The organism is Psychrobacter sp. UBA6291 (genome assembly GCF_002439405.1).
Lineage (GTDB): Bacteria > Pseudomonadota > Gammaproteobacteria > Pseudomonadales > Moraxellaceae > Psychrobacter > Psychrobacter faecalis.
Window position 1 is genome coordinate 46,822 of sequence record NZ_DJUD01000057.1, and the last position, 24,993, is coordinate 71,814.

Annotated in this window: 21 protein-coding genes; 6 read left to right on the forward strand and 15 right to left on the reverse strand. The window is 43.3% G+C overall.

Annotated elements, in window-relative coordinates; genetic code table 11:
* Nucleotides 1-89 precede the first annotated feature (89 nt).
* The 3 genes from trmB to B3R91_RS09775 all read left to right on the forward strand — a co-directional run bounded on the left by trmB (nucleotide 90) and on the right by B3R91_RS09775 (nucleotide 4,167).
* Entirely contained in the window at nucleotides 90-905 is an 816-nt protein-coding gene (gene trmB, locus B3R91_RS09765) for a tRNA (guanosine(46)-N7)-methyltransferase TrmB (protein ID WP_286797492.1), read from the forward strand.
* Nucleotides 906-1,997: 1,092 nt separating this feature from the next.
* The gene (gene recA, locus B3R91_RS09770) at nucleotides 1,998-3,056 is read left to right on the forward strand and encodes a recombinase RecA (protein ID WP_286797436.1); all 1,059 of its coding nucleotides are present in this window, start codon (nucleotides 1,998-2,000) and stop codon (nucleotides 3,054-3,056) included.
* Between the two features lie 40 nt (nucleotides 3,057-3,096).
* On the forward strand, nucleotides 3,097-4,167 hold the full coding sequence (locus B3R91_RS09775) for a regulatory protein RecX (RefSeq protein WP_286797439.1): 1,071 nt from the start codon (nucleotides 3,097-3,099) through the stop codon (nucleotides 4,165-4,167).
* Nucleotides 4,168-4,216: 49 nt separating this feature from the next.
* Here B3R91_RS09775 and B3R91_RS09780 read toward each other — a convergent pair whose 3' ends face one another.
* The 7 genes from B3R91_RS09780 to B3R91_RS09810 form a co-directional block, all read right to left on the reverse strand.
* Complete coding sequence (locus tag B3R91_RS09780; protein ID WP_068403812.1) at nucleotides 4,217-5,674, reverse strand: anion permease; 1,458 nt, start codon at nucleotides 5,672-5,674, stop codon at nucleotides 4,217-4,219.
* Nucleotides 5,675-5,999: 325 nt separating this feature from the next.
* Nucleotides 6,000-6,713, reverse strand: a complete 714-nt coding sequence (locus B3R91_RS09785) for a YidB family protein (protein WP_286797440.1) — start codon at nucleotides 6,711-6,713, stop codon at nucleotides 6,000-6,002.
* 294 nt (nucleotides 6,714-7,007) lie between these two features.
* Nucleotides 7,008-7,466 (reverse strand): hypothetical protein, encoded by a 459-nt coding sequence (locus B3R91_RS09790; protein WP_286797441.1) that lies wholly within the window; start codon nucleotides 7,464-7,466, stop codon nucleotides 7,008-7,010.
* Nucleotides 7,467-7,548: 82 nt separating this feature from the next.
* Entirely contained in the window at nucleotides 7,549-7,842 is a 294-nt protein-coding gene (locus tag B3R91_RS09795; protein WP_068403808.1) for a succinate dehydrogenase assembly factor 2, read from the reverse strand.
* Nucleotides 7,843-7,995: 153 nt separating this feature from the next.
* Nucleotides 7,996-8,901, reverse strand: coding sequence for a dihydropteroate synthase (folP, locus tag B3R91_RS09800; RefSeq protein WP_286797442.1), 906 nt, complete (start codon nucleotides 8,899-8,901; stop codon nucleotides 7,996-7,998).
* Nucleotides 8,902-9,092: 191 nt separating this feature from the next.
* Nucleotides 9,093-10,988 carry an ATP-dependent zinc metalloprotease FtsH gene (gene ftsH / locus B3R91_RS09805; RefSeq protein WP_068403805.1) on the reverse strand — a complete coding sequence of 632 codons (1,896 nt, stop codon included), beginning with the start codon at nucleotides 10,986-10,988 and terminating at the stop codon, nucleotides 9,093-9,095.
* A 450-nt stretch (nucleotides 10,989-11,438) separates the two neighbouring features.
* A complete protein-coding gene (locus B3R91_RS09810; RefSeq protein ID WP_144296661.1) occupies nucleotides 11,439-12,071 on the reverse strand; it encodes an RlmE family RNA methyltransferase in 633 nt (210 codons plus the stop codon).
* A gap of 400 nt (nucleotides 12,072-12,471) precedes the next feature.
* Between B3R91_RS09810 and B3R91_RS09815 the strand changes: the two genes are divergently transcribed.
* Nucleotides 12,472-12,783 (forward strand): YhbY family RNA-binding protein, encoded by a 312-nt coding sequence (locus B3R91_RS09815; RefSeq protein ID WP_144296662.1) that lies wholly within the window; start codon nucleotides 12,472-12,474, stop codon nucleotides 12,781-12,783.
* Nucleotides 12,784-12,942: 159 nt separating this feature from the next.
* The gene (locus B3R91_RS09820; RefSeq protein WP_286797444.1) at nucleotides 12,943-13,740 is read left to right on the forward strand and encodes a hypothetical protein; all 798 of its coding nucleotides are present in this window, start codon (nucleotides 12,943-12,945) and stop codon (nucleotides 13,738-13,740) included.
* A 179-nt stretch (nucleotides 13,741-13,919) separates the two neighbouring features.
* Here the strand turns inward: B3R91_RS09820 and B3R91_RS09825 are convergent, their stop codons facing one another.
* Nucleotides 13,920-14,645 (reverse strand): CHAP domain-containing protein, encoded by a 726-nt coding sequence (locus tag B3R91_RS09825; protein ID WP_286797445.1) that lies wholly within the window; start codon nucleotides 14,643-14,645, stop codon nucleotides 13,920-13,922.
* A gap of 164 nt (nucleotides 14,646-14,809) precedes the next feature.
* Between B3R91_RS09825 and B3R91_RS09830 the strand changes: the two genes are divergently transcribed.
* On the forward strand, nucleotides 14,810-15,325 hold the full coding sequence (locus tag B3R91_RS09830; RefSeq protein WP_286797446.1) for a hypothetical protein: 516 nt from the start codon (nucleotides 14,810-14,812) through the stop codon (nucleotides 15,323-15,325).
* Nucleotides 15,326-15,623: 298 nt separating this feature from the next.
* On the opposite strand, the gene lpxC is transcribed toward B3R91_RS09830, so the two are convergent.
* From lpxC to murG, 7 genes are all read right to left on the reverse strand, one after another.
* On the reverse strand, nucleotides 15,624-16,541 hold the full coding sequence (gene lpxC, locus B3R91_RS09835) for a UDP-3-O-acyl-N-acetylglucosamine deacetylase (RefSeq protein ID WP_068403793.1): 918 nt from the start codon (nucleotides 16,539-16,541) through the stop codon (nucleotides 15,624-15,626).
* Nucleotides 16,542-16,835: 294 nt separating this feature from the next.
* The gene (ftsZ, locus tag B3R91_RS09840) at nucleotides 16,836-18,032 is read right to left on the reverse strand and encodes a cell division protein FtsZ (RefSeq protein WP_068403791.1); all 1,197 of its coding nucleotides are present in this window, start codon (nucleotides 18,030-18,032) and stop codon (nucleotides 16,836-16,838) included.
* A 242-nt stretch (nucleotides 18,033-18,274) separates the two neighbouring features.
* A complete protein-coding gene (ftsA, locus tag B3R91_RS09845) occupies nucleotides 18,275-19,567 on the reverse strand; it encodes a cell division protein FtsA (RefSeq protein WP_197488851.1) in 1,293 nt (430 codons plus the stop codon).
* Between the two features lie 195 nt (nucleotides 19,568-19,762).
* A complete protein-coding gene (locus tag B3R91_RS09850) occupies nucleotides 19,763-20,560 on the reverse strand; it encodes a cell division protein FtsQ/DivIB (RefSeq protein WP_068403787.1) in 798 nt (265 codons plus the stop codon).
* A 454-nt stretch (nucleotides 20,561-21,014) separates the two neighbouring features.
* Nucleotides 21,015-21,935 carry a D-alanine--D-alanine ligase gene (locus B3R91_RS09855; RefSeq protein WP_286797495.1) on the reverse strand — a complete coding sequence of 307 codons (921 nt, stop codon included), beginning with the start codon at nucleotides 21,933-21,935 and terminating at the stop codon, nucleotides 21,015-21,017.
* 218 nt (nucleotides 21,936-22,153) lie between these two features.
* A complete protein-coding gene (gene murC / locus B3R91_RS09860) occupies nucleotides 22,154-23,611 on the reverse strand; it encodes a UDP-N-acetylmuramate--L-alanine ligase (RefSeq protein ID WP_286797448.1) in 1,458 nt (485 codons plus the stop codon).
* A gap of 77 nt (nucleotides 23,612-23,688) precedes the next feature.
* The gene (gene murG, locus B3R91_RS09865) at nucleotides 23,689-24,774 is read right to left on the reverse strand and encodes an undecaprenyldiphospho-muramoylpentapeptide beta-N-acetylglucosaminyltransferase (RefSeq protein ID WP_286797449.1); all 1,086 of its coding nucleotides are present in this window, start codon (nucleotides 24,772-24,774) and stop codon (nucleotides 23,689-23,691) included.
* Nucleotides 24,775-24,993 lie beyond the last annotated feature (219 nt).

Genomic DNA, 24,993 nt, shown 5'->3' on the forward strand with positions numbered 1-24,993 from the left:
ATCCTATGAGTCAACATCCTAAGCACAATGACATCAATAGTAGTGGTAACGATACGACTGATGCGCAAAACCCTAATCCCGCTGATACCATGAACACCGAAATGCAAACCGCTTCTAACATCAATACTGATAGCGTTAATACTGATAACGTGGATGTGGATACTGATGCCAGCAGTCAGACTGAAGAGTCAACTGACAAGCACATTCGTATCGTTAATACCTTTATGAAGCGCCGTACGCACATGAATAAGAATGCCGAGCTGGCACTGACTGCGCCAGAGTTTGCGCATTACTTGGTCAATAACAGTTTCGGAGATGGCAATCTTGAGGGCATTAACGATTTACGCGCGTTATTTGCAGATAGCCCGAATGGCAGTGATGCGCCGCTGACTTTAGAGATTGGTTTTGGCCTAGGCGATTCGTTTATCGAGATGGCCGCCGCAGAGCCGACGCACAATTTTGTTGGTGTTGAAGTCCATGAGCCAGGTATCGGTAAATGCGCCTATATGGCAGGGACGCAAGGGTTAACCAACGTTAAAATCATCAACGGTGATGCCATCCAATTGCTCAAGCAGCTACCAGAAAATCATATCGACCGCATTCAGCTTTACTTCCCTGATCCGTGGCAAAAAAAGCGCCACTACAAACGCCGTTTTGTCAGTCCTGAGCGCATGACAATTGTTACGCGCAGCTTAAAACAAGGCGGCTGGTTCCATACGGCGACCGACTGGGAACATTATGCCTTTTGGATGGTTGAGGTTTTAGATGCTTTTGCTGGACTGACCAATCAAGCAGGCGCAGGTAATTTCACCGTCCGTCCTGACTTTCGTCCAATGACTAAGTTTGAGCGCCGCGGTTTAGAGCGCGGACACGGCGTTTGGGATTTGATCTATATCAAGGATTAGGCTTGGTAGCGTAACCCTAGCATTCCTGCACGATAGCGGCTAAGATACTAATAACGTACTTAGCCGTTTTTTTATGCCAATTCATTTTTCCGCTTTTAGCTGAATTTTGCTACTTTTAGCATAGCCCTTGACATATAAGGCTTTGCATGTCGTTTTCAAGATGTTGAGCCATTCAAGGCTGTTATTGAATTCCCTGTAGGCGCAGGCATTATGTGAAACATAGGCGTAACAGAACAATTTTTTTATTAAATTTAAAGTTGCAAAAATAGAAATCATCAATATTTCGCCTGTCTCTAAGTTTTTATGTCTGCGCAAACATCGGTAACATAAGGGTTTGCGGAGTTCTCCCCATAAGCTGTGGATAACCCTGTGTATAAGTCGCTACTTGACAAGCATTTCCTTAGATAGCTTAAAGGGTTAGGTAAAATCGTTCATTTTTTGTACAATTTTAAAAACCTTATAAATCAATAACTTACAACATATTTTAAAGATAAATAATATATTTTTAATTTTTTTCAAATTAATTTAAAGCCTATCAATGTTTCACAACCTACAAATAAAAATACTTTTTTTATTGTGGACAACTCATAAAACTATTGACAAACAGCCCTGTTATTAAGTTCGAAATATAGGATAAAGCATAACTACTTCGTCATAATATCAGTAGAATAATAGGCGACATTAACTGTCGTTTAGCCGCTTACTACGCTAAATATTGGGCTTGGTTTTTGTTATAATAGCCTTATCTAAACAACAGCGATATAACACAGGATAGCGCGACCAGTATCGCAAAGATAAACCTACAGCCATTATTATGGCAAATGAGCATTAGCATCTATGAACTTTTTTTTGCTTTTATCATGATTCGTTTTTACTGTATAGTAAGGTGATATAGCCGATATCACTGTCTTAAACCCACTATAACCCTCTACCTCAAACTTGCCAAATGTGTCGTTTACTGATGATGAAAGTCGTGAGTGATTTCACTGAGCAAGTCGTTATTTAACAAACGCTTTAAACCTATCGTTTTAAAAGCCACGTTTTACATAACTAAACCATTTTATATTTATTATTTTTCACAAGGAGTCCTACATGGACGAAAATAAAGCCAAAGCCCTCAAAGCGGCATTAGGTCAAATTGAAAAGCAATTTGGTAAAAACACTATTATGCATCTTGGTGACGAGTCAGCCACGCTTGACGCCGATGTGGTTTCTACCGGCTCATTGGGTTTAGATATCGCGCTTGGTATCGGTGGTTTGCCAAAAGGTCGTATCATTGAGATTTACGGTCCTGAAAGCTCTGGTAAAACTACCATGACCTTGCAAGCGATTGCCGAATGCCAAAAACAAGGCGGCGTTTGTGCCTTTATCGATGCTGAGCATGCCCTTGACCCAGTTTACGCCCGTAAACTTGGGGTAAATACGGACGATTTACTCGTGTCACAGCCAGACAATGGTGAGCAAGCACTTGAGATTACCGATATGTTGGTGCGCTCAGGGGCAGTTGATATGATTGTCATCGACTCAGTCGCAGCGCTGACCCCGCGAGCAGAAATCGAAGGAGAAATGGGCGACTCGCACATGGGCTTGCAGGCACGTTTGATGAGCCAAGCACTGCGTAAAATCACTGGTAATGCCAAACGCTCGAACTGCATGGTGGTCTTTATTAACCAAATCCGTATGAAAATCGGCGTTATGTTTGGTAGTCCTGAAACCACAACCGGTGGTAATGCACTAAAATTCTATGCGTCCGTACGTATGGATATCCGCCGTATCGGGGCGGTGAAAAATGGCGATGATATTATCGGTAACCAAACCCGTGTCAAAGTCATCAAAAACAAAATGGCGCCACCATTCCGTCAAGCTGAATTTGAAATCACTTATGGTGAAGGTACCAACCATCTAGCAGAAGTGATTGATTTGGGCGTTGAGATTGGCGCAGTTGGCAAAGCAGGCTCTTGGTACAGCTATGGCGATGAAAAAATTGGCCAAGGTAAAGCCAATTCGGTACTGTTTTTAAAAGAAAACCCTGCAATTGCTGAAGAGATCGAAGCGAAAATTCGGGCTGAAAAACTCGGAGTAGTCGACCCTAATAAAGCTCCAAACGAGGAAGATCCTGAACAAGACTTTGCTCCTGAGCCTGTGCAATAATAGATTTTTTGTAGAATATGATTGTCTATCATGATTGATTATGAAAATTAAAACCTTAGCTGAAATACTCGCTGAGTCGGAAGCCGATTCAGCGAGTGCTACTCCTGCCAAATCCAAAAAGTCTACCAACTCCTCTGAGTCTTTCAAACACACTCAGAGCTCCTATCCAGACAAGCCTAGAAAAACGGCTAAACGTACGACTTATACAAAAAAAGAAGCAACACCTTTACAGGACGATGCTATAACGGATATAGACTCGCTTGCCTCTTCTTCCTCTTATAATAAAAAATCTTATAAAAACAAAAAGCGCAAAAAAAGCTTTCATCCAGCGGCAAATTTCATTCCTGAGCCTAATAACGTACCTTCCTATCAGCCACCAGAAGCGCAAAGCATTAAACAGCTACTTGCCGAGGTTAAGCATGATGTTCATGATAGCGAAGATAATGAGCATACAGATAGCAATATTGCTAACGGTCATAGTGAATTAAACCATCAAGCTAATAATCAAACAGACAACCTACCTGCAGCGCTTAAAGCCTATTTGCGTACGCCTGAGCAACGGCAAGCGGATATCGACGCCATCAAAGCCGAAAGCCGTTTGCGCTGGTTGGCATTTTATTATTTGTCACGCCGTGAATACGGCAAAGCCGAGCTGAAACAAAAGCTCCTAGACAAAGAGCAAGACCCCGATAAAATCGATGCCCTACTTGATGAGTTTGCAGAAAAAGGCTATCAAAGCGACTATCGTACCACGTTGATGCTGATACGAGAAAATATCCGTAAAGGACGCGGACGCGCTCGTATTAAGCAAGAGTTCTATCATAAAAAGATAGCCATGCCCGGCAATATTGATGAGCTGATTGACATGGCCAATGCCGAATCGGAAGAGTTTAGTGAATTTATCGATGAGGATACCGATAACTTGGTCGAAGGCGTCGATTGGCTAAAACTTGCGGTCACCGCCCGTACCAAAAAATATGGCGATGACATCCCCACTGAGCAAAAAGACAAAGCACGCCAGCTACGATTTTTGCAATATCGTGGCTTCAATACCGATATCTGCTTTGAGGCGTTAAATTATACGTTAGGTACCTTAAATGAGCGCTTCTAACCAATTTGAGCAAACTCATCGATGATTCATAATATTGTCAGTCTATTTATCAATAATAACCAAGCAGTTTCCACCAAATCAAACCAGCGCCTATCCATACCACAAGATTGACCACACTCATGATGGCGCCGATAATCCACCACTCTCCTAGGGTCACATAGCCCGAGTTAAAAATAACCGGCGCCGTACCTGTTGCATAATGGGTCAGCGTCATCATGATATTGCCTGCCGCTGCTAAAATAAGTGCATATAACATCGGCGGCGCACCTAAGCTTAACCCTACTGCATAAAAAGCAGCAAACAAGGCGGTAATATGGGCGGTGGTACTGGCAAAAAAGTAATGAATATACAAATAAACCAACGTCAAAATCACCACAGCGCCGATCCAGCCTACGCCTATCACGCCAATCATTGATTCGATGTTACTTGAGAACCAGCCAACCAAGCCTAATTTATTGAGGTAAGACGCCATCATAATCAGTGCCCCAAACCATACAATGGTATCCCATGCTGATTTTTCTTTAAGCACGTCATCCCATGTTAATACGCCTGTCAGTATGAGCGCCGTCAAACCGATAAAAGCAGTGGTTGTCGCATCGACACTTAATTGTTCACCAAAGATTAGTGCTGGAATATTGGCCCACAATATCAGCATTAAAGCGAAGACGCCCAACATGATTTTTTCCTGCGTGCTCACCTGCCCCATCTCGCTTAGATTGTCTTTAGCAAACTGTTTGGCATCTGGGGTGACTTTGACATCGGGCGGATAAATCAGATAAATAACCAACGGCATCAATAATAAACAGAGCATCCCCGGTATAAACATGGCCACTGCCCACGTCGTCCATGACAGCTGAATCTCACTCCCTGTGGCTTTATTGACCAAATCTACCACCAGTGGGTTTGGCGCGGTGGCGGTAATAAACATACCAGAAGTAATCGGATTAGCGTGATAATTAACCATCGCTAGATAACGGCCAATTTTATTTTGCGTGCCCTCTTCTGGCGTTGAATGAAAGCTTTGCGCAATTGACCGCATAATGGGGTGAATAATACCGCCACCACGAGCGGTATTAGAAGGGGTAATCGGCGCTATCATCAGCTCCGCTGCGCTTAACGAATAAGCAACGCCAATGGTCTTTTTTCCAAATATCGAGATGAAGTAATAAGCAATACGCCGCCCCAAACCCGTTTTTATAAGTCCTCGCGATATCATTACCGCAATACCGATGAGCCAAATCAGCGGGCTTGAATAGCTCGATAAGGCATCAGCGATGGCGTCTTTTGGACTGTCATTAGTCACCCCAGTCAGCGCCACCAACATAACGGCGATAATGGCAATCGCCCCGATGGGCAAGACTTTACCGATAATGGCCACAATAGTGGCGATGAATAAAGCCAGCATATGCCATGCTTCTGGTGTTACCCCATTTGGTACAGGAATCACAAACCAGATAATCAAACCAACTAAGATGGCAATTGCTGCTTGGATAGGCTTAAATGGCATGAGTAATATCCTTGTAAAATACTTATACCTTTATATCGCATGACTTTATATAAAGCTTTTTAAAGAAACTGGGTAATAACATGCAAAGCTATGAAGTAGCCTTAAATAAATTATACCGTTATCATAAATTTTTTGAATCTTCTTAGCGACTTTAGTCACGGTTCTTAACATATCTATCTTTTTAGCACTCGACTCACATAGAAAACTCTGCGCCCTTATCGCGTTAGAATGTAAGTATTTTTGCTAAGCTAAAACAAAAAAAGAGCGCATGTATATGCACTCTTTTCTTAATGACGGAAAGGAAGATTTATAAAGGACAATTATTTTACTTTAATGTGCCTAATCGATTTGATAACTGATTGATAATTTGGTCAATCTCTTCATTGGCTTCAGGTTCATTTTCCAAATTGCCATTTGGCGTTAATTGGTTCATAACCTCAGGCAGTAGCTCAGCTAGACCTTGGCGGACTTCCATCTCATTTGCGCCGGTATGCGCCGCTACCTGCTGAATCTCACTTTCATCAAATAAACGCGTGATCTCATTAGGATCAAGGTTATCATTGACTTCTTGGTTACTCATCCAAGAACGCGCTTGATTCTCATAGCCCATGCCAGTGATTTTTGATAAAGCGCCACTCAAACCACCATTGCGCTTAATCCAGCTGAGTACCATCGGCATGAGGAAAGCAACTAGCATGCCTTTACCGCCAAAGCCACCTCTTGTCGTCTGACCGCCAAGTACACCGCCTAGAATATCCCCAAGTCCACCACCAGCTCCTATATTGCCGCCTCGTTGATTACCGCCTGCTAATCCGCCAATAATATCATCTAAGCCAAAACTATTATCACTGCGGCGCTCATACTGCTGTGGATTGTAGCCACTTGGCTGGGTGCCGCCACCTAATACACTACCCAATATATCGCCAAGTCCACCGGTGCGGCGTGGATTGATACGTTGGTTGACCGGATTGCGTTGTCTATCCTCTGGGTCCATGGCACTGCGCGCCACTTGACTGACTAAATTTCCTAGTAAGCTCATGATATATTCCTTTTATTATGAATCATTTATCGTCGAATATCTGATCTTCTTTACTCATCTAAAAATCTATTCGCCACGGATATGGCAAATCCTTAAATAATAAAACAAATAAGAGTTTGACGATTATCTCCACTATAGCAAAACCGTTACCTAGCCTAGATAGACGTTTTGTTATGGCATGTAGCGGCATGTTAGTGATTGAAAGGATGAAATGAGAGGTAGGAAAAGATATATAAAGAATTGCACCATATAGATGGCGCTACTTGTATTATTTTCGTAATGCGTAGTCTTTATTTACGCCGTTTTGGCAGAAACGCTATGGGCTAAAATGGACAATTTGCGCCATTGCTCGGCGCTGACTTGATCCCGAAATATCGCGACTGCTAAAGGGCGCTGATAAGGTTCTTTGACAATAAATTTAAAGCATATCACCCAAGAATAGCTGCTGACTGCGACCAGCTCAGCTTGCCACAAGTTATCGCCGCGACTGCTCCGCATCAGAAGTTGCCAATGTTGATAGATGCTCTTATTTAAGGGCGGCTGGCTTAGATGTAGTAAAATCGGTCGCGATAGCGCTAAATAGCTTAGGGCAGCGGCACTTACAATCAATATGAGTACATACTGCCACAACGCCAATGACGCAAGCGCTGCCAATATTAGCAGCGCACTGGCCAAAAGCAGATAAAACATCAAACGTATACGGCTCGCAGGCTGGATTGGCGCGTCGATACGTAAGGAGCTTAGCAATGTCATCGTTAGCATCCAAGCAGGATTTTATGTATTCAAAGCCTCTATCTAAAAGGCTGGTACTTTGAAAAAACCTCAACGGTTACGTTTAACTTTTACTATGACGCCATGTTTTAATTTTATTAACCAAATCCCATATCGCTGCATTTTCTGGACGGCTTTGGTTGGTAAAATAATCCAATAAATCTGGGTCTTCATGGGTCAGCATTTCTGCGAAAGTCGCCTGTTCACTCGGGTCAGCGGTTAAATATAACTCTTTAATATAAGGATCAATATAAAAGTCCAATTCTTTTAAGCCACGGCGTGCTTGATAAATAATGCGGCGTTGCTCGAGGGTGGGTTCTGGTTGCTTGTTTGGCTCTGGTTGATTGCTAATCGTCATAAAAATATTCCCATAGGTTTAAATGGCATTTAACTAAATATACGTTAAATAAATAGTAAGATTAATAAATAACAGGAGTCAGCCGTGCTTATAAAAGCCTCGTCTATAAAAGGCAATCTAGCAACAGCCAGCTTATAAAAAGCTATTAGCCTATCAGCTTTGATTATACGCCGATAATTGCTGCCATAGCGTCACCGCTTGCTGCATCATAGCGACATTATGGGTGCGGATAATACTAGCGCCCTGTTGTAGTGCAAAAATCCCCGCCGCCGTTCCTACCGCGTCACGCTCTAACGCTTGAGTATTGGCAAGCGCTTCTACTCCACTTCTGCTCAACACTTCGGCTAAAAAACGCTTACGTGAAATACCAAATATCATTGGCAATCCGAGCGTTTGCAAGCGTTCGAGCTGACTTAATAACGCACAATGATGCTCATAGTTTTTTGCAAAGCCAAAACCTGGATCGATAATGATTTTTTCGCGCTTGACGCCCGCGTTTGTCACTTCAGCGATACGCGCTGTTAGCTCGGTACTGACTTCTTTAATCACATCATCATACTGAGCAAGATTGTTCATTGTCGTAGGCTCACCGCGCATGTGCATCAGCATGACAGGAACATCAAGCTTAGCTGCCATCTCTGCTGCGCCTTCACGCTTCAGCGCGCGAACATCATTCCAAATATTAGCGCCTGCTTCAAACGCTGCCTGCATAACGATAGGATTACTGGTATCAATAGATAACCAAATATCCTTACCTATATCGCCTAGCTGTTGGCGAATCGCTTTGACGACTGGCACGACACGCTGCACTTCTTCTTCGGTAGACACAGCAGCGGCATTGGGGCGCGTAGACTCACCGCCAATATCTATAATGGTTGCGCCCGCGCCTATCATGTCTTTAGCGTGAATGATGGCGCTATCAATCGCAGTAAACCGTCCGCCATCAGAAAAGGAATCAGGTGTCACGTTTAAGATCCCCATAACATGCGGCTGTGATAAATCTAAAGTTTTATCGCGGCTCGACACTTTATAATTAGGTAAAGGCTGGAATAATGACATAACTTATCCATGATAAATTGTATTTTAAAGAATTGTGTTAGCGGTATTTACACTGTTTAAGATTATAAACGTCCATGATAGCAGCAAATCTTATTCCGTCCTAAAGCCTTCGTCAAATGACGCCCACAAAAAAGCCCTTTATCAAAAAGGGCTTTTTATCGACTATCTATGAGATTGTAATAAACGAGAAACTACATCGCTGGTAATGGCGGCGGTGTAGAGTTCGTCGGTTTAATATCAGTTTTCGATAAATCTACTTCATTAGGCTGATAAACTCTTGGCGGACGAGGCTCTTCACCTGCCAAAATATCCTGCAACTGATCGCGGTCAATGGTTTCCCATTTCATCAGCGCATCTACCATCGCATGCATTTTGTCTTGATTGCCTTCAATCAATTCGCGGGCGATATCGTATTGCTCTTCCAGCATACGGCGTACTTCTTCGTCAACTTTTTGCTGCGTGGCTTCCGAAATCGTCCGACCACCGCCACCAAAGTAGCCCTGTGAGCTATCATCGTCTTCGTAAACCATGATGCCTAACGCATCTGACATACCATATTTGGTTACCATCGCGCGTGCCATCTTGGTCGCACGTTCAAAGTCGTTTGAAGCGCCCGTTGACATTTGATTGATAAAGACTTCTTCAGCAATACGTCCACCAAACAATATCGCAATATCGTTAAGCATTTTCGACTTATACATGCTGGTCTGATCATGTTCAGGTAGCTGCCAAGTCACACCAAGGGCAAAACCACGCGGCATAATCGTCACTTTATGGACAGGATCAGTACCGGGTAATAGCTCAGCAACTAGCGCATGACCTGCTTCATGATAGGCAGTAGCACGGCGCTCTTCTTCACGGATAACCATGGATTTGCGCTCAGGACCCATATATAGCTTGTCTTTTGCGTCTTCAAAATCATTCATATCAACGCTACGTTTGTTACGACGCGCGGCAAACAATGCGGCTTCGTTAACAAGGTTGGCAAGCTGCGCACCACTAAATCCTGGCGTACCACGAGCCAATGCATGCGCATCAACACCGATAGTATTCGGTAATTTGCGTAAATGTACTTTAAGGATTTGCTCGCGACCTTTGATATCGGGCAGACCTACTTGCACCTGACGGTCAAAACGACCTGGGCGCAATAGTGCTTTATCAAGAACGTCTGCACGGTTAGTTGCCGCAATGACGATAACGCCTTCGTTACCTTCAAAACCATCCATTTCAACCAATAATTGGTTCAATGTCTGCTCACGCTCATCATTACCGCCGCCCATACCAGAGCCACGATGACGACCGACTGCATCAATCTCATCAATAAAGATAATACAAGGCGCACTCTTCTTCGCTTGCTCGAACATATCCCGCACACGTGAGGCACCAACACCGACGAACATTTCAACGAAGTCAGAACCTGAAATCGAGAAGAAAGGTACTTTGGCTTCACCAGCAATGGCTCTTGCCAATAGTGTTTTACCCGTACCTGGAGGACCAACCATCAAGATACCACGTGGAATCGTCGCGCCAAGCTTGGTAAATTTGTCAGGGTCGCGTAAAAACTCAACAACCTCGACGACTTCTTCTTTGGCTTCTTCACAGCCAGCAACGTCATCAAAGTTGACCTTGATTTGGTCTTCAGTCAGCATTTTAGCTTTTGATTTACCAAAGCTCATTGGACCGCCGCCTTTGCCACCAGCGCCGCCCTGCATATTGCGCATAAAGAATAAAAACAGACCAATAATCAATAAAATTGGGAAACTGGCTATTAGCAGTTGCATCAAAACACTTTGACGCTTAGGCGCGGTGCCTTGCACTTCAACTTGGTTTTCGCGCAATAGTGGCATTAGCTGATCATCAGTCACAGCTGGACGAATGGTCTCAAATGATGAACCATTTTTCTTCTCGCCGGTGATTTGCTCGCCATCGATTTCAACACTGGCTACTTGGTTTTCTGACACGGCGGTCACGAACTCCGAGTAGTTAAGATTATCCGGCTCAGATGATTTGTCAAAGCCGCTAAACACCAGCACTAAAACACCGATCACCACCAGCCACAATAAGGTATTTTTTACCATGTCGCTCACTAGTTATTCCCATCCCTTACTTATTGGTGTGTTTACTAAACACGTGACGTCTATATATAAACGTATGGCTCACTATTCAATGCCTAGCTGCAAATTATTATTTTTACTTAGGTTTAATGACTCTAAAAACCTGAGCAAAATGATAAATAGGCGAACTAAAATGAATAACTGAGCGGTTAAAGCGTTTACTCTCAGACGACTTTGCTTAAAACATAGGCTTGATACGTAGATGTAAAAATATAGATTTAAAACAAAGTTAATATATCATGATATGTGGTGCTAACCTGTATAATTCAAGCAGCAATCACATTTATTCAGTTAACGGATTGTAGCGTTTTTACGCTTATTAATCATAGCCTTTATGGTGACCTTTTATCACACTTTATAGGATGGATGATTCGCGCAACTGCTTGACGTTAAAACCTTTTTATTAAATAGTTAAACGACCTACTACTTAATGGCAATCCAAAACATCTCTTTTGAGCGTGGTCGTGAAGCACCCGGTTTGATACTACGAATTTTACTAAAATCTGCCTGCATCTGCTTGCGTAATTCTTGTGTACCCTCGCCTTGAAACACTTTCATAATAAGCGCGCCACCTTCGGGTAAGGTTGCCAGCGCGAAATCGACCGCCAGCTCGCATAAATACATCATGCGCGGCTGATCAATGGCGCTGTTACCAGCGGTATTGGGTGCCATATCTGATAGCACCACATCGACCTGCCGGTTGCCGACTTCTGCCATGATACGCTCGAACACATCTGCCTCACGAAAATCACCCTGAATAAAGGTCACGTCGGGCAAGGTATCCATCGGCAGTATATCCGAGGCAATCAGGACGCCTTTTTCACCGACCAATTTGCCAGCGACTTGCGACCAACTGCCGGGCGCACTGCCCAAGTCAACGACGGTCATGCCTTTTTTAATCAGGTTGGTTTTCTCATTTATCTCCAGCAATTTATAAGCAGCGCGGGCACGGTAGCCATCTTTTTGGGCTTTTTTCACATAAGGATCGTCAATATGCTCTTGCATCCAAGCACTGCTGCTTTTTGACAATTTTTTATTTTCAATACGCGTGACCAAAATGACTGCTCCTATTGTCTGGTAATATACCTGCTTGCAAATACATCGTTTGTAAAACACGACTGGCGGTTTATAAAGGGATTGTTTATGACATTTTTAATAAGTGTCTATTAATTATCTATAAAAGCGCTTTTATCAGCATATCATTACGCTATTGCTGAACAACGAAATCTTGTATCTGTCTCATTACTCTTTAACCGCTAAATTCTCTTGGCAAAAACACTGCTTTATAAACCTGTAGCGTTTATAATGTACTTATACTTTCAGTTTAACATTTTCATCACGTAAAATCGTGCAAAATCCTGCTGATCTCATGCAAGGTGACCATAGATTATCTATAATGGTCATTATCTGCTCGCAATAGCACCTGCTTTTATTTTTACCAACATCTAGGAATAGTATGCAACTCGATAACGCTACCGTTAAACGCCTAAAAGGCATTGGTCATGACCTAAAACCGATTGTTATGATTGGCAATAAAGGCATTACCCCAAGCATCGCTGAAGAGATTGATCGCGCTTTGACCGATCATGAACTTATCAAAGTAAAATTGCCAGCTGGCAGCAAAGAAGAGCGCGATGTCATCGGCGCTGAGCTTGCCGCAGCGGCTAATGCGTCTTTGATACACTCAATTGGCCGTATGGCGCTGTTACTGCGTCAAAACCCAAACGCCAATCCAAAGCTGTCAAACCTTGCGCGTCACGCCCAATAAATAAGCTACCTATTTAATTTTAGCTTATGTTCTATCTTATTGAATAAAAGCCGCGCTGCATTTGCTCGCGGCTTTTATGCTATTCATAGTCAGTTCTAAATAAAATACTACAAATATTATAATGCGCTACTGATATTAAACTCTGGATATTATCGACCTATGAGCCAAATTTTTAATTTATGCTTAGCAACTGATACGCTAGCCGCTGATGCCGAGCAGCTAGGTGTCACCATAGCAGACTTACAAGGCATCGAAGTAGAAGTAGTCGCAACTTTGGTCAATAGAGCTGTAATTGCCCAGCCTACAGAATGGCAATTACAGCTTGATTACTGCATAACGCTACCGCTTAAATCGTTATCAGCGCAATTATACTGGCCAAACTGGCAAGCTGAACAAGTAGGTTTTGCAGATTATTTATGGGAACAGACTTGTCTTGAGTGCTTTTTAGCGGGCGAGTTGATAAACAGCACCGTTACGATAGATAAAGATAATATTCAAACAAACCCTTATATGGAAATAAACGCTAGTCCTGACGGCCGTTATGCGCTTTATCAATTTGCCGACTATCGTAAGCCTGCGACATTACCGCCGACGCCGCTTTTACAAGGAAATGGGCAAACACGGGCTTCTATTGATTGGACAGCTACTCCCTTCTCAGTGAGTAACGCCGCTGACAACGCAGCGCTGCAAGCGGGTTCAATCCCAACCCCCTCTTTTAATGATCCATTAGCAGCTGGCGCTAAAACTTATCATTTCGAGCGTAGCTTTTATTTATCATTAAACCAATTATCCCAAGTACAGACTACCAACGATGAGATTGGCATTGAATACCTCCATCCTTGTGTAATTTTAAGCTTTGATACTAAACTTGGTAAGACGGCATTATATTTCGCGCCCAATCACGCCGCCCCGCCAGATTTTCACGACATGCAGTATTGGCCAGTATTTGATAAATAGGCCGCAATGGTGCAATCCTCTTAAAACGTTAATGCACTCTACATTTTCCTCTCACGCTTTCTAATTTTATGTTTCTGAATTTAATACATAAAAAAACCAGTAATGCCATCAAGAGCATTACTGGGTTCGGAGAAAACACTGAATTCTAAAATCTATAATCGTTAATTCACACTTGCTGATTAGTCAACCATAGCAAGATAGATACCGCGGTTCGATGCATCGTCAACGTATTTAGAATCGCGCCAAGTGGTATAACTGTATACACCGCTATATGGGCTGATGCTACTCTGGCGGAAGTCAGATATCCAATCATTGCCATCAAAGATTTGAATATGACCATGCGGATGCTTTGAGCTGCGATCATAAACCACAACATCGCCTACTTGTGGCGGCATGTTATTACTGATTTTAGCAAAGCCAGCTTGGGCTAGCGTACCACGAGAGGCATACTGATAGGCTGACGGATTTGGCGTAAACTCGTAACCTGCTGATTGTAATGCTTTACGGACGTAACGGGCACAGTAACCTGTGCTGCTTGAGCGCGCAACGCGTGAGGCATTGGCAGCGGCGATAGCAGGAGCAGAATAACGATCAGGTACTGATTTTGCTTGCTGCTGACGCTGCTCATAAGATAAGCGGCTGGTTAGCGAAGCAAGCTGGTATTCTTTCTGTTTTGCATGCGCACTAAGATTGTCAATCGCTTGACTGATTTCGTCATTGCTAGAAACATAAGCACCGCTATTGGTGCTATAGATATTGCGACTTGAACCGTAGTTCGCAGAAGTAGAGATATTTGTAATGGTATGACTCAAGGTATTATTTGGTTGAAAGGTTGTTTCGACAGCACCACTCGTCTGTGCTATACCCATTCCCAATACTGACAAAATTAATAAAGCTTGTTTCATAAATTTACTACCTATTGTAAATACAGGATTGCTCGCCGTCCGTGACAAAGCATGAATTAATTTAGGGAAGATGACCATGAAATAAACATGATAAAATCCGTAGTACAAAAGCTCGCTGTTTATGATGAATATCGCTGCTGTCACCTAGAAGATGAGTGTTTACGATGTCAAAGAAACAACCTAACCGACTTGCTAAACTGATTGATCATCAAGCTTTTGCCGGTAGCGCACTACCACAAACTCTTGCTGACAATATGCGTTTATATCTACAAGCAACGACCGAGGTAAAAGAGCTTTTGGTAGATTGTCTACCTGAGGAAATCCTCAATAACTGCTGGGTCGTGGGCTTAACCGCTGAGCAACTTATACTCAGTGTGGACTCGATGACCGCTGCCAATCATATTCGCTATTTACAGAACGCCTATTTGCAGGTATTAACAGAGCAGTCGATTACATTTAAACAACTCAAGCAAATTCGCGTCGTCGTAGCCAATATTCCCGCTCATAATAATTATTCTAAATCATCAAAAGCGTTATCAGCGACCTCATCAAAGCCTCGTAAAGCCCATGAAAATCAGGCCCTTAGCCAAAACACAAAGCGGACTATATCACAGGCTGCAGAGCATGTCACCACCGATAAAAATCTTAAAAATGCACTTTTGCGCTTAATTAATTCCTGAAAAAGTACGGTTTACTATGTAAAGTTATGTAAACTAGACCCATATTCGACCCAGATAAAGCTGCGTTTTTGTAATCTTACAAACAAAAAAAATCATCTGTCAGTGTGATTCATAATGTGAACCGTACTGACAGATGATTTTTTTATCTCCTACAGCTTTTATTCTATCGAAGTTGTAGCTCATTTTTTCAAAAATAGATGAGAAAATATCTATTTAAATGAATATTATTTAGTACTGCTTATAACCAAGTTATGTAATATTGCGTAAATGTTTCGATACTTCGTGTATATTCCTGTATTTATCCTTCGACTGTTATACGATTCAAAGGTAAATATTCGATAGGACAACTTACATTGTCATCAAAAGTTACAATTTCAAAGTTACTAGGATCGGATAATATCTCGCGTACCAACATGTTGTTTAATGCATGACCAGATTTATAAGCATTAAAACGACCTAAAATAGGATAGCCAATGAGGTATAAATCGCCTAAAGCATCGAGAATTTTATGACGCACGAATTCATCATTAAAACGCAGCCCTTCTTCATTAAGAATATTGGCATCATCAATAACAATAGCATTGTCCATACTGCCACCTAACGCCAAGTTATTTTGGCGTAGAGCCTCGATATCTCGTAAAAAACCAAAAGTACGCGCTGAGCTTAATTGTTCAATAAAATTTTGCGTCGAGAACTGCAATTGTGCATGCTGAAAATCTTTATTAATAGCAGGATGGTCAAAATCAATCTCAAAATTTAACTCAAAGCCGTCATAAGGACGCAGCTCTGCCCATTTGTCATCAACTTTGACGCGGACAGGACGCACAATTTTAATAAAACGCTTTGCCGCTTCTTGTTCACAGAAACCTGCTTGCAGCAGCAAACCTACAAATGGCGCGGCGCTACCGTCCATAATCGGTATCTCCGACGCTGATACGCGAATTAATAGATTATCAACCCCAAGCCCTGCTATCGCACTGAGCAAATGCTCAACGGTACCCACACGCGTGCCACCAAATACTAGATTCGATGACATCATGGTATCTTGTACCAAAAAGGCACTGGCAGGAATCGGTTCGCTACCTGCTATATCAGAACGCTCAAAAATAATGCCAGTATTAATAGGCTGCGGATGAAACTCTAAGTCAACAGGTTGACCACTATGAAGACCAGTACCTGTAACGGCTATTGCTGTTTTTATGGTTCGTTGGTTCATGGCTGTCTTCTCACATATTTTGTTACAATTGCCATAGTGTAGCATTACCCGACCCTATTTCGCTAGCGCTAAAAAGCGTTAATTTGCTTATCTCTTTGATTGATAACACTTATCGTCATTATTTTAACGTTTATTTTTATAACGTAACAAATGCTCAATCTTAGCTAAATTATGACTAAAGCCTATTTATTAACCATCAACCTTATATTTTTTTATTTTTTTAAAAAACAAAAAAGCCAGTATCGAAATACTGGCTTTTTTATCCAAACTATCTAACGATTGCTTTGTTAAAGACTATTTATTCTGTTGACGCTTAAGGTAGTCTTGAATGCTGTTGGTTTTAGTTTTAGGCTGTTCTTGCGTCACATTTGCGCGTACGGGGCTTTCTTGATACTGCGCTTGGGCTTGCTTTTGGCTGTTTAGCGCACTGGTATGCAAGTTCGGATCAACAGGCTGGGTACTATTAACAGAAGGTACTGGCTGCTCAACGACTTCAGGCTCTTGACCCGCATTTTCATCTAAGGTCAGACCCGTTGCGATAACCGTCACATGCAAATCATCACCCATTTTTTCATCAATAACAGAGCCGTAGAAAATATGGGCATCGTCGATATCGGTGATTTCTTCAACGATAACACTGATTTTGCTCATCTCATCGAGTGATAATGACTCAGATGAAATAACGTTAACGAGTAAGCCTTTGGCATTCTCTAAACGTAAATCATCAAGTAACGGCGATCTAATGGCTTTTTCGGTTGCTTGACGCGCACGATCATCGCCACTAGCACGTCCAATCCCCATCATAGCATGACCTTTAGCAGTCATTGCGGTGCGAATGTCATTAAAGTCAATGTTAATCATACCTTCGCTAGCGATGGTTTCTGCAATACCTTGTACCGCATGCAATAAAACGTCATCGGCCTTTTTGAAAGCATCCTGCATAGAGATGTTGCCGTAGACGCTCATAAGCTTATCATTAGGAATCGTAATGATTGAGTCAACGAAATTGGTCAACTGCTCAATACCTGCTTTGGCAGCCTTAATACGCTTACCACCTTCAAACTTAAACGGCGTCGTCACAACCGCTACAGTCAAGACTTCCATTTCTTTGGCAATACGCGCAACCACTGGCGCCGCACCCGTACCTGTACCACCGCCCATACCTGCGGTAATGAACACCATATCTGAATGCTCGAGTAACGCACGGATGGCTTCTTCATCTGCTTCTGCCGCTTCACGGCCGACTTCTGGGTTTGCCCCTGCGCCAAGACCGCGGTTGGTTTTGGCACCAAGCTGCAATTTATGCGGCGCTGTAAGACGATCGAGCGCTTGTTTATCGGTATTGGCACAGACAAATGTTACACCTCTAATCCCTTGTTGTACCATATGCTCAACCGCATTACCGCCGCCGCCGCCCACACCGAATACAGTGAAGCTTGCCTGGCCGTTACTTTGAAGCTGATTATCATCTGGCATGGTGTATTTTGACATAAAAAGATTTCTCCAGTTGCAGATAGCGTGATGGTCGATACGTAGTAACACACTCATAGGGCGCGCTATCGACTTACTATATATAAACGTATTTAATTAAAACAGGGCAATGGCTTAAATAGTCATGCGTTGCCAATGTATGCCGTTATGGTACAGGGTGCTGCTATTAATCTGTTTGCTTATTATGCTGTGACTTACTCTTCTCTGCTTAACGCTTAACAGAAGCAAATTTGCCAGCAGAATTATAATATCTTTTTGAGTACACTGGCAAAACGTTGTCCGGCACTTTGAAAAACACCCTTCACGCGACTTTTTTGAATCGCTTCTGGCTCACTTTTTTCACTACGACGAAATTGCTCGCTCTGACTATATAGTAAGGTACCAAATGCGGTTTGATAAGCGCGATCATTGACCTGCATATTCAGCTGTTTGAACGATTCATCATTGTCAAAGTGATTATAAGCGCTAATCGCAGGATGGGTATTGGTCAATACTACTGGCATTTTTAGCAATTTTTTGGCAAAAGGTATCATGCCTTTAATAGAACTGCCGCCGCCTGAGAGTACCAACCCTTTATCAATATAGCCTAACAAGTCGGCGTCGTGTAATTGGCGTACCACTTCGGTAAATATTTGCTCATAGCGCGCTTCGATAATGCGCGCTAGATTATAAGTACCGATATTAATCTCGTCACCTGAGCCTTGCGGCTTAAAAAGAAAGAACGAGCTGGGATCGACGCTATTGACATCGACCGTGCCGTGCGTTTTTTTAAGGCGCTCAGCTTCTATCATTGAGATACCAACATCGGCTGAAATGTCCATCGTCACTTCATGGCTACCCGTGGCAATACAATGGGTAAAAATCAGCTTATTTTCTTTATAGACGCAAATACTGGTGGTACTGGCACCAATATCGACCAAACAAACCCCTTGCTGGCGCTCATCGGGCATCAAGCTATATTCTGCGCTGGTCACCGCATCAAAAACAATGTGGTCGATACCGACGTCACAGCTTTGCAAAAGTTTTTGAATATTCTGACGGCTAGAGACAGGCATCATCATCATATGATACATGACGGTGATATTGTGGGCGACCATGTCAATGGCATCGTCAACCATAAACTCTTGATTGTCGATATAAATACCTTGTTGGCAACAATGCATCAAATAATAATCAGGCGACAAATCTTGTGACTTAGCATTGGATAACGCTTGCACCATATCTTGGGCACGGACAACTTCGTCTTCTACCCTAACATCTCCGGCACTGTTTTTACTTAACAGCTCAGGAGTCGCTAAGGTCAGCCAAACGCTATGCACGCGGCAATTGGCAGTGTCTTCAGCTTCTTGAATCGCTTGTCTGATAGCGCCTTGTAAGCGTTCGCGATGCTTTATCTGACCTTGATAGAAGTCGTTATTTTTAACTTGCCCCACACCCATAATACGTATGTCTTTTGCAGACACAACATTACCAATAACGACATAGACTGCCGTGGCACTTAAATGGACAACAACCAGATTTTCAGTATTTTTCATGGTACCAGACAAATTATCGCTAAACAGGAGAGCAAATGATGTCTCCATTAAATCATTGAAAAATGCGTTATGATCACGCGGTCATATTATCAGTAAACTCTCTTTATCAAGAAGCAAACGGGTATTGGAAATCGATTGCTTTCTTAATTTATGGTGCTTTATTTTTATTGCTTAGTATGATTTTACGATGCTATTTTATGGCGGTGTTTCACCATCTTTTGGGGGCGCCAAATTCCATGCGATAGTAAATCCATTTTTATAACGAAGATCGACGGACTGCATTTCATCGCGGCGATTACTTAATTGATTACCAAGCAGTTGACTTAAATTCAACAGTTTTTGCGCAGTGTTTTCATTGTCAACGATAACACGTAAGCCATTATCAAAGCGAATCAGCCACGTCATTCTTGGCGATAAAATGATATCCTCAACTTGCATATCGAGCGGTGCATACCAGTCGTTAACTTGTTGCATCTGTTGCATAATAACTGGCGCTTGCGCTATATCGCCTTGCAGCGTCGCAAATTGCTCTTGCGTCAGCTCTCTACTATCAGCCGGCACAAAAACCGCGCCTTTCGCATCAACTAAACGCTCGGTACCAAAATTTGCCACGGCCTGTTTTGGTAGCGCTTTCACGACAATACCTTGTTGCCAGTCACGGCTGATACTGACTTGGTCAACCCAAGCAAGACCGGTAGAGATATCTCTGAGCGCCTGCAAATCAGAGGTAAAAAAACTGCTCACGCTCTGTTGGTTCATCACTTGTTGTAACGCACGATATTGCGCTACGGTCAGCCCTCTATCGTCGACATGAATAGCGGCAGGCGGTGCATCACGCAATGCTTTACCGCCCATGACCAATATCAGCACCAGCAAACCTAACACCAACACTGTGAAAAAATATCTGAGCATAGAGGGTATTTGCAAATTAGATTTAGGGCGCGAGGTGTTATCACTCATCAAGTCAGCGATGTCATTGACAGTTTGAGTCATAATACACGTCGTCCCTATTTTTGCTTAAACTATTTGCATAACGCCAATAGTGCTTATTATTAATGGTAAATCTGCTAATCGGTACAGCAATCGATGAAACTGCCATATTATCAATTTATTTGTCTAAAACGAGCGATAAAGCTCAGTTAGGCGCATTAAAACGTAACATTTTTCTTATTTAATGAATAACTTAAAGAAATTGCGTAAATAACTATAAATATCACTAATATAGACCAATAATTACAATATTAACGTATTTTACGTTTAAACAATAGCTCAACCCTTACTACTAACAACGAATTTACACAAGTTTACACGAAGCTGTGTTATAGCAGGGCTAGCGATACATTTGTCTGCATTAAGTAGTGCTCTTCATGGTTAAATGCATGGTTAATTAAAGAACGTTAAACAGCCCATTTAAAGGATATTTAAGCAAATGTATATTTGGCCAAATCTATACTTCTAAAGTTTGCGCTAGAATATGCCAGCATAAAGCCTCAAAATCCATACCGCGAGCTTTGGCAGCCATTGGCACCAAGCTATGACTGGTCATACCCGGTACGGTATTAATCTCGAGTAGCCAAAAGTTGCCTGCTTCGTCTTGCATCGCATCAATACGTCCCCAGCCTTTAGCATCGACAGCACGGAATGCCGCCAAGCTCAAATCTTGCAAGTGCTTTTCATCAGCAGCGCTTAGCCCACAAGGTATGTAGTAGCTGGTATCATTACGATTGTATTTGGCTTCAAAATCATAGAAGTTGGTGATATCAGCAGGCTCAAGGCGTATCACTGGATAAGCTTCGTCATCGATAATAACAATGGTAAATTCGCGCCCAGTAATCCAGCGCTCAGCCATCACCGCGTCACCGCACTGCACCGCCGTTGCATAAGCGGCAGGCAATTCATCGAGGTTATTGACCTTGGTCATACCAATGCTTGAGCCTTCATGGACTGGTTTGATAATCAGCGGTAGTCCAAGCATATTTACTACTTGCTGCCAGTCGGTATCCGCGGTTAACAATGAAAATGGCGCGGTTGATAAGCCGCAGCCTTGCCAAAGCTGCTTGGTGCGGACTTTATCCATTCCAAGCGCCGATGCCAAAATACCAGAACCGGTTTGCGGAATATTAAACCATTGCAGCACGCCTTGTAGCAGACCGTCTTCGCCGCCGCGACCATGCAAGACATTAAAAACGCGATCAAACTTACGCAGCTCGGTAATATCTTGATCTTTTGGGTCAAAATGCGTGGCATCAACACCTTTATTTTGTAGCGCTTTTAACACGGCTGCGCCACTGTCTAATGACACGCTGCGCTCGTTGCTACTGCCGCCACAAATGACGGCAACTTTACCAAACTGACTGGCGTCTTTGATTTTGCTGTTTGCGATGCTAGGAACGGCGTTATCGTTTTGCTCATGACTTGCAGCATTATCTTGCTGTGCTTGTGCCGCCGCTGCTAACGCCAGATCTGGATTGACAATCGTAGCTTTAGCGTCTGCATTGATACTTTTATCAATGTTGCTTTCATTTTTTTGCTTATTGTTTTCTTGTTTAATATTTTCTTGGTTATTAATAGTCATGAGTCTTATTCCTAAAATTCTTTTGCGGCTTGTTTGATATATAGATTATTAGCGGCCAATTCGACTGCTATTTGTCCGACATTTCCTGCACCTTGAGTAATTAGCATGTCATTGGCTTTGAGCAAACGCTGCATGACCGGGGCAATATTAGCTTTATCGATAATCGTTGGCTCAACGGCGCCGCGCAAACGGATACTACGCGCCAAGGCTTTGGTATCAGCGCCGGCAATCGGAGTTTCACCAGCGGGATAAACGTCCAATAACAACAACTCATCGACGCTTGAAAGCACTTCAACAAAATCATCAAAGCAGTCACGCGTACGGCTATAGCGGTGCGGCTGGAACATCATGACTAAGCGGCGCTCAGGGAAGCTTTGACGCGCCGCTTTTATAGTGGCATCGACTTCTCTTGGATGGTGACCATAATCATCAATCAGCAAGACGTTACCATCGTCTATCTCTACAGACGCTTGCTGCTCAAAGCGGCGACCGACACCGGCAAATTTTTGTAGGGCGCGCGTAATCGCTTCATCGTCGACGCCTTCATCGGTTGCCATGGTAATAGCAGCCAGTGCATTATAAACGTTATGTACACCGGGAATATTTAAAGTCAGACGTAATGGCGCGCGGTCACGGCGTAGCACGGTAAAGTGAGTTTTTGTACCTTCGCTGACCAAATCAACCGCCTGTACATCGTTAAACGGCTCAAGCCCAAAGGTTAATACCGGACGCCCGATGTCATCAATCATAGCGTACAATTCAGGGTCGTCACCGCAGACCACCGCCAACCCATAAAACGGCATATTTTGTAAAAACTGGATATAAGCAGCTTTTAATTTATCAAAACTGTTGCCATAGGTTTCCATATGGTCTTGATCAATATTGGTGACAATCGCCGCCATCGGATGCAAAGTTAAAAACGACGCATCAGATTCATCGGCTTCGGCAATTAAATAACGGCTGCTACCAAGCGCGGCATTTTTACCAGAAGCATTTAATTTACCGCCAATGACATAAGTCGGATCGAGCTTACCTTCCGCCATCATGGTGGTCAGCAGACTGGTAGTGGTGGTTTTACCGTGCGCGCCCGCTACAGCGATACCATGACGATAGCGCATCAACTCGCCGAGCATATCTGCACGGCGTACCACAGGCAGACGCGCTTCAAGCGCTGCCTTTACTTCAGGGTTGCTACGGTCGATGGCAGACGAGACGACGATGACATCGGCATTGGCGATATTTTTGGAATCATGCCCAATCGCGATATCAATACCAATTTCTGCTAAGCGCTTCGTCACCAAGCTCTCAGCAATATCCGAACCACTGACTGTATAACCTTGATTGTTCATCACTTCAGCGATACCACACATCCCCGAGCCACCAATGCCAACAAAATGCAAATGCTGGATACGGCGCATTTCTGGTATTTCAATCAAACGTTTGGTTAAAGATTTAGCAGAGGTCGGCATAGGGTTTTCTCTTTATTGAAGGCGAACAAATTTGGTTAATAATAAGTAATAAAAATAATAAACAAAACAATCAGCTTTTATAACGCCTGCCAGATAATATCAGCAACTCGCTGACAAGCTTGACGATTGGCAAGCGCATGGCCTTTTTCTGCCATCTCTAAACAAGCGCGTCTATCTAGCATATTGAGCTCATTACTCAGCTTGTTAGGAGTTAGCTCGCTTTGTGGCAACAAAATCCCTGCTTGGTGCTCGGTCAAGGTGCGCGCATTGGCGGTCTGATGGTCATCAACGGCGCTTGGTAGCGGGACAAATATTGCCGCTATCCCAACATTTTGAATTTCCGTCACTGTCAAAGCCCCCGCTCGACAAACCACAATATCCGCCCAATTATACGCCGCTGCCATATCATCGATGAATGGCTGCACAGTGAACTGATGAGCGCTTAACGCTTCACTATCATACGCCGCTTGCGTAGCGGTTTCATTATCGCGTCCACATTGATGACGCACCTCAAATGGACGGTCAAGCAAAGCCAATGCTTTTGGCAGCGTCTCATTTAACACTTGCGCGCCAAGTGAGCCGCCAACCACCAATAATTTAAGCGGCGAGCTATCATTGACATCGTAACGCACACTAGGCTCAGCAACTCCGCTAATGGCATTGCGCACGGGATTCCCCACCGTTTCTATCTTGCTATCATTTTCGCTATTAGCAAAGGTATTCTCAAACGCTTGCATGACCTTGGTCGCCATCTTGGCCAAATAGCGATTGCTCATGCCAGCAATGGCATTTTGTTCATGGATAATCAGCGGCGTTTTGGTCAAACGCGCCGCAATACCGCCGGGCGCGGTGACATAACCACCAAAGCCAACAACCACATCAATCTGATTGCCACGGATGACTTTGATCGCCGCCATCGTCGCTGACAACAAATTAACCGGTAGCTTAAGCAAACGCCCTACGCCTTTACCGCGCAGCCCTTGCATATCAATCGCATGAAAAGGATAGCCAGTTGGGGCAACCAAGCGATTTTCCATGCCATTTGGCGTACCCAGCCAGTGAATAACCGCGCCGCGCTTGGTCAATTCTTCGCTAACTGCTAGCGCTGGAAATACATGCCCGCCTGTCCCCGCAGCCATCATTAATATATGCGGTGTTTTCATGAACGTCTGCCTATCTTTTCTTTATGTATATGAAAGACTTATTATCTTTTGATTGCGCTATCTATCGAACCAAAATGAGCCTATAAAAGCCCGCATAGTATAGTGTAAATCGCTGCCGGATAGACAGCATTTTGTGCCGTATGAATAATAAAAATCCAAGCCGTGATTCATCGCGGCTTGGCTTTTATAAATTCACTTAACAGGTCAAAAAATCATTTT

Coding starts and splice junctions, on each gene's coding strand:
- B3R91_RS09790 (WP_286797441.1), bottom strand. CDS start 7,466: ATGACATTGCTAAGCTCCTTACGTATCGACGCGCCAATCCAGCCTGCG.
- trmB (WP_286797492.1), top strand. CDS start 90: ATGAACACCGAAATGCAAACCGCTTCTAACATCAATACTGATAGCGTT.
- recA (WP_286797436.1), top strand. CDS start 1,998: ATGGACGAAAATAAAGCCAAAGCCCTCAAAGCGGCATTAGGTCAAATT.
- B3R91_RS09785 (WP_286797440.1), bottom strand. CDS start 6,713: ATGAGCTTACTAGGAAATTTAGTCAGTCAAGTGGCGCGCAGTGCCATG.
- murC (WP_286797448.1), bottom strand. CDS start 23,611: ATGCCGACCTCTGCTAAATCTTTAACCAAACGTTTGATTGAAATACCA.
- murG (WP_286797449.1), bottom strand. CDS start 24,774: ATGAAAACACCGCATATATTAATGATGGCTGCGGGGACAGGCGGGCAT.
- lpxC (WP_068403793.1), bottom strand. CDS start 16,541: ATGAACCAACGAACCATAAAAACAGCAATAGCCGTTACAGGTACTGGT.
- ftsZ (WP_068403791.1), bottom strand. CDS start 18,032: ATGTCAAAATACACCATGCCAGATGATAATCAGCTTCAAAGTAACGGC.
- B3R91_RS09850 (WP_068403787.1), bottom strand. CDS start 20,560: ATGACTCAAACTGTCAATGACATCGCTGACTTGATGAGTGATAACACC.
- B3R91_RS09775 (WP_286797439.1), top strand. CDS start 3,097: ATGAAAATTAAAACCTTAGCTGAAATACTCGCTGAGTCGGAAGCCGAT.
- ftsA (WP_197488851.1), bottom strand. CDS start 19,567: ATGAAAAATACTGAAAATCTGGTTGTTGTCCATTTAAGTGCCACGGCA.
- B3R91_RS09795 (WP_068403808.1), bottom strand. CDS start 7,842: ATGACGATTAGCAATCAACCAGAGCCAAACAAGCAACCAGAACCCACC.
- B3R91_RS09830 (WP_286797446.1), top strand. CDS start 14,810: ATGTCAAAGAAACAACCTAACCGACTTGCTAAACTGATTGATCATCAA.
- B3R91_RS09820 (WP_286797444.1), top strand. CDS start 12,943: ATGAGCCAAATTTTTAATTTATGCTTAGCAACTGATACGCTAGCCGCT.
- B3R91_RS09825 (WP_286797445.1), bottom strand. CDS start 14,645: ATGAAACAAGCTTTATTAATTTTGTCAGTATTGGGAATGGGTATAGCA.
- B3R91_RS09815 (WP_144296662.1), top strand. CDS start 12,472: ATGCAACTCGATAACGCTACCGTTAAACGCCTAAAAGGCATTGGTCAT.
- B3R91_RS09780 (WP_068403812.1), bottom strand. CDS start 5,674: ATGCCATTTAAGCCTATCCAAGCAGCAATTGCCATCTTAGTTGGTTTG.
- folP (WP_286797442.1), bottom strand. CDS start 8,901: ATGTCATTATTCCAGCCTTTACCTAATTATAAAGTGTCGAGCCGCGAT.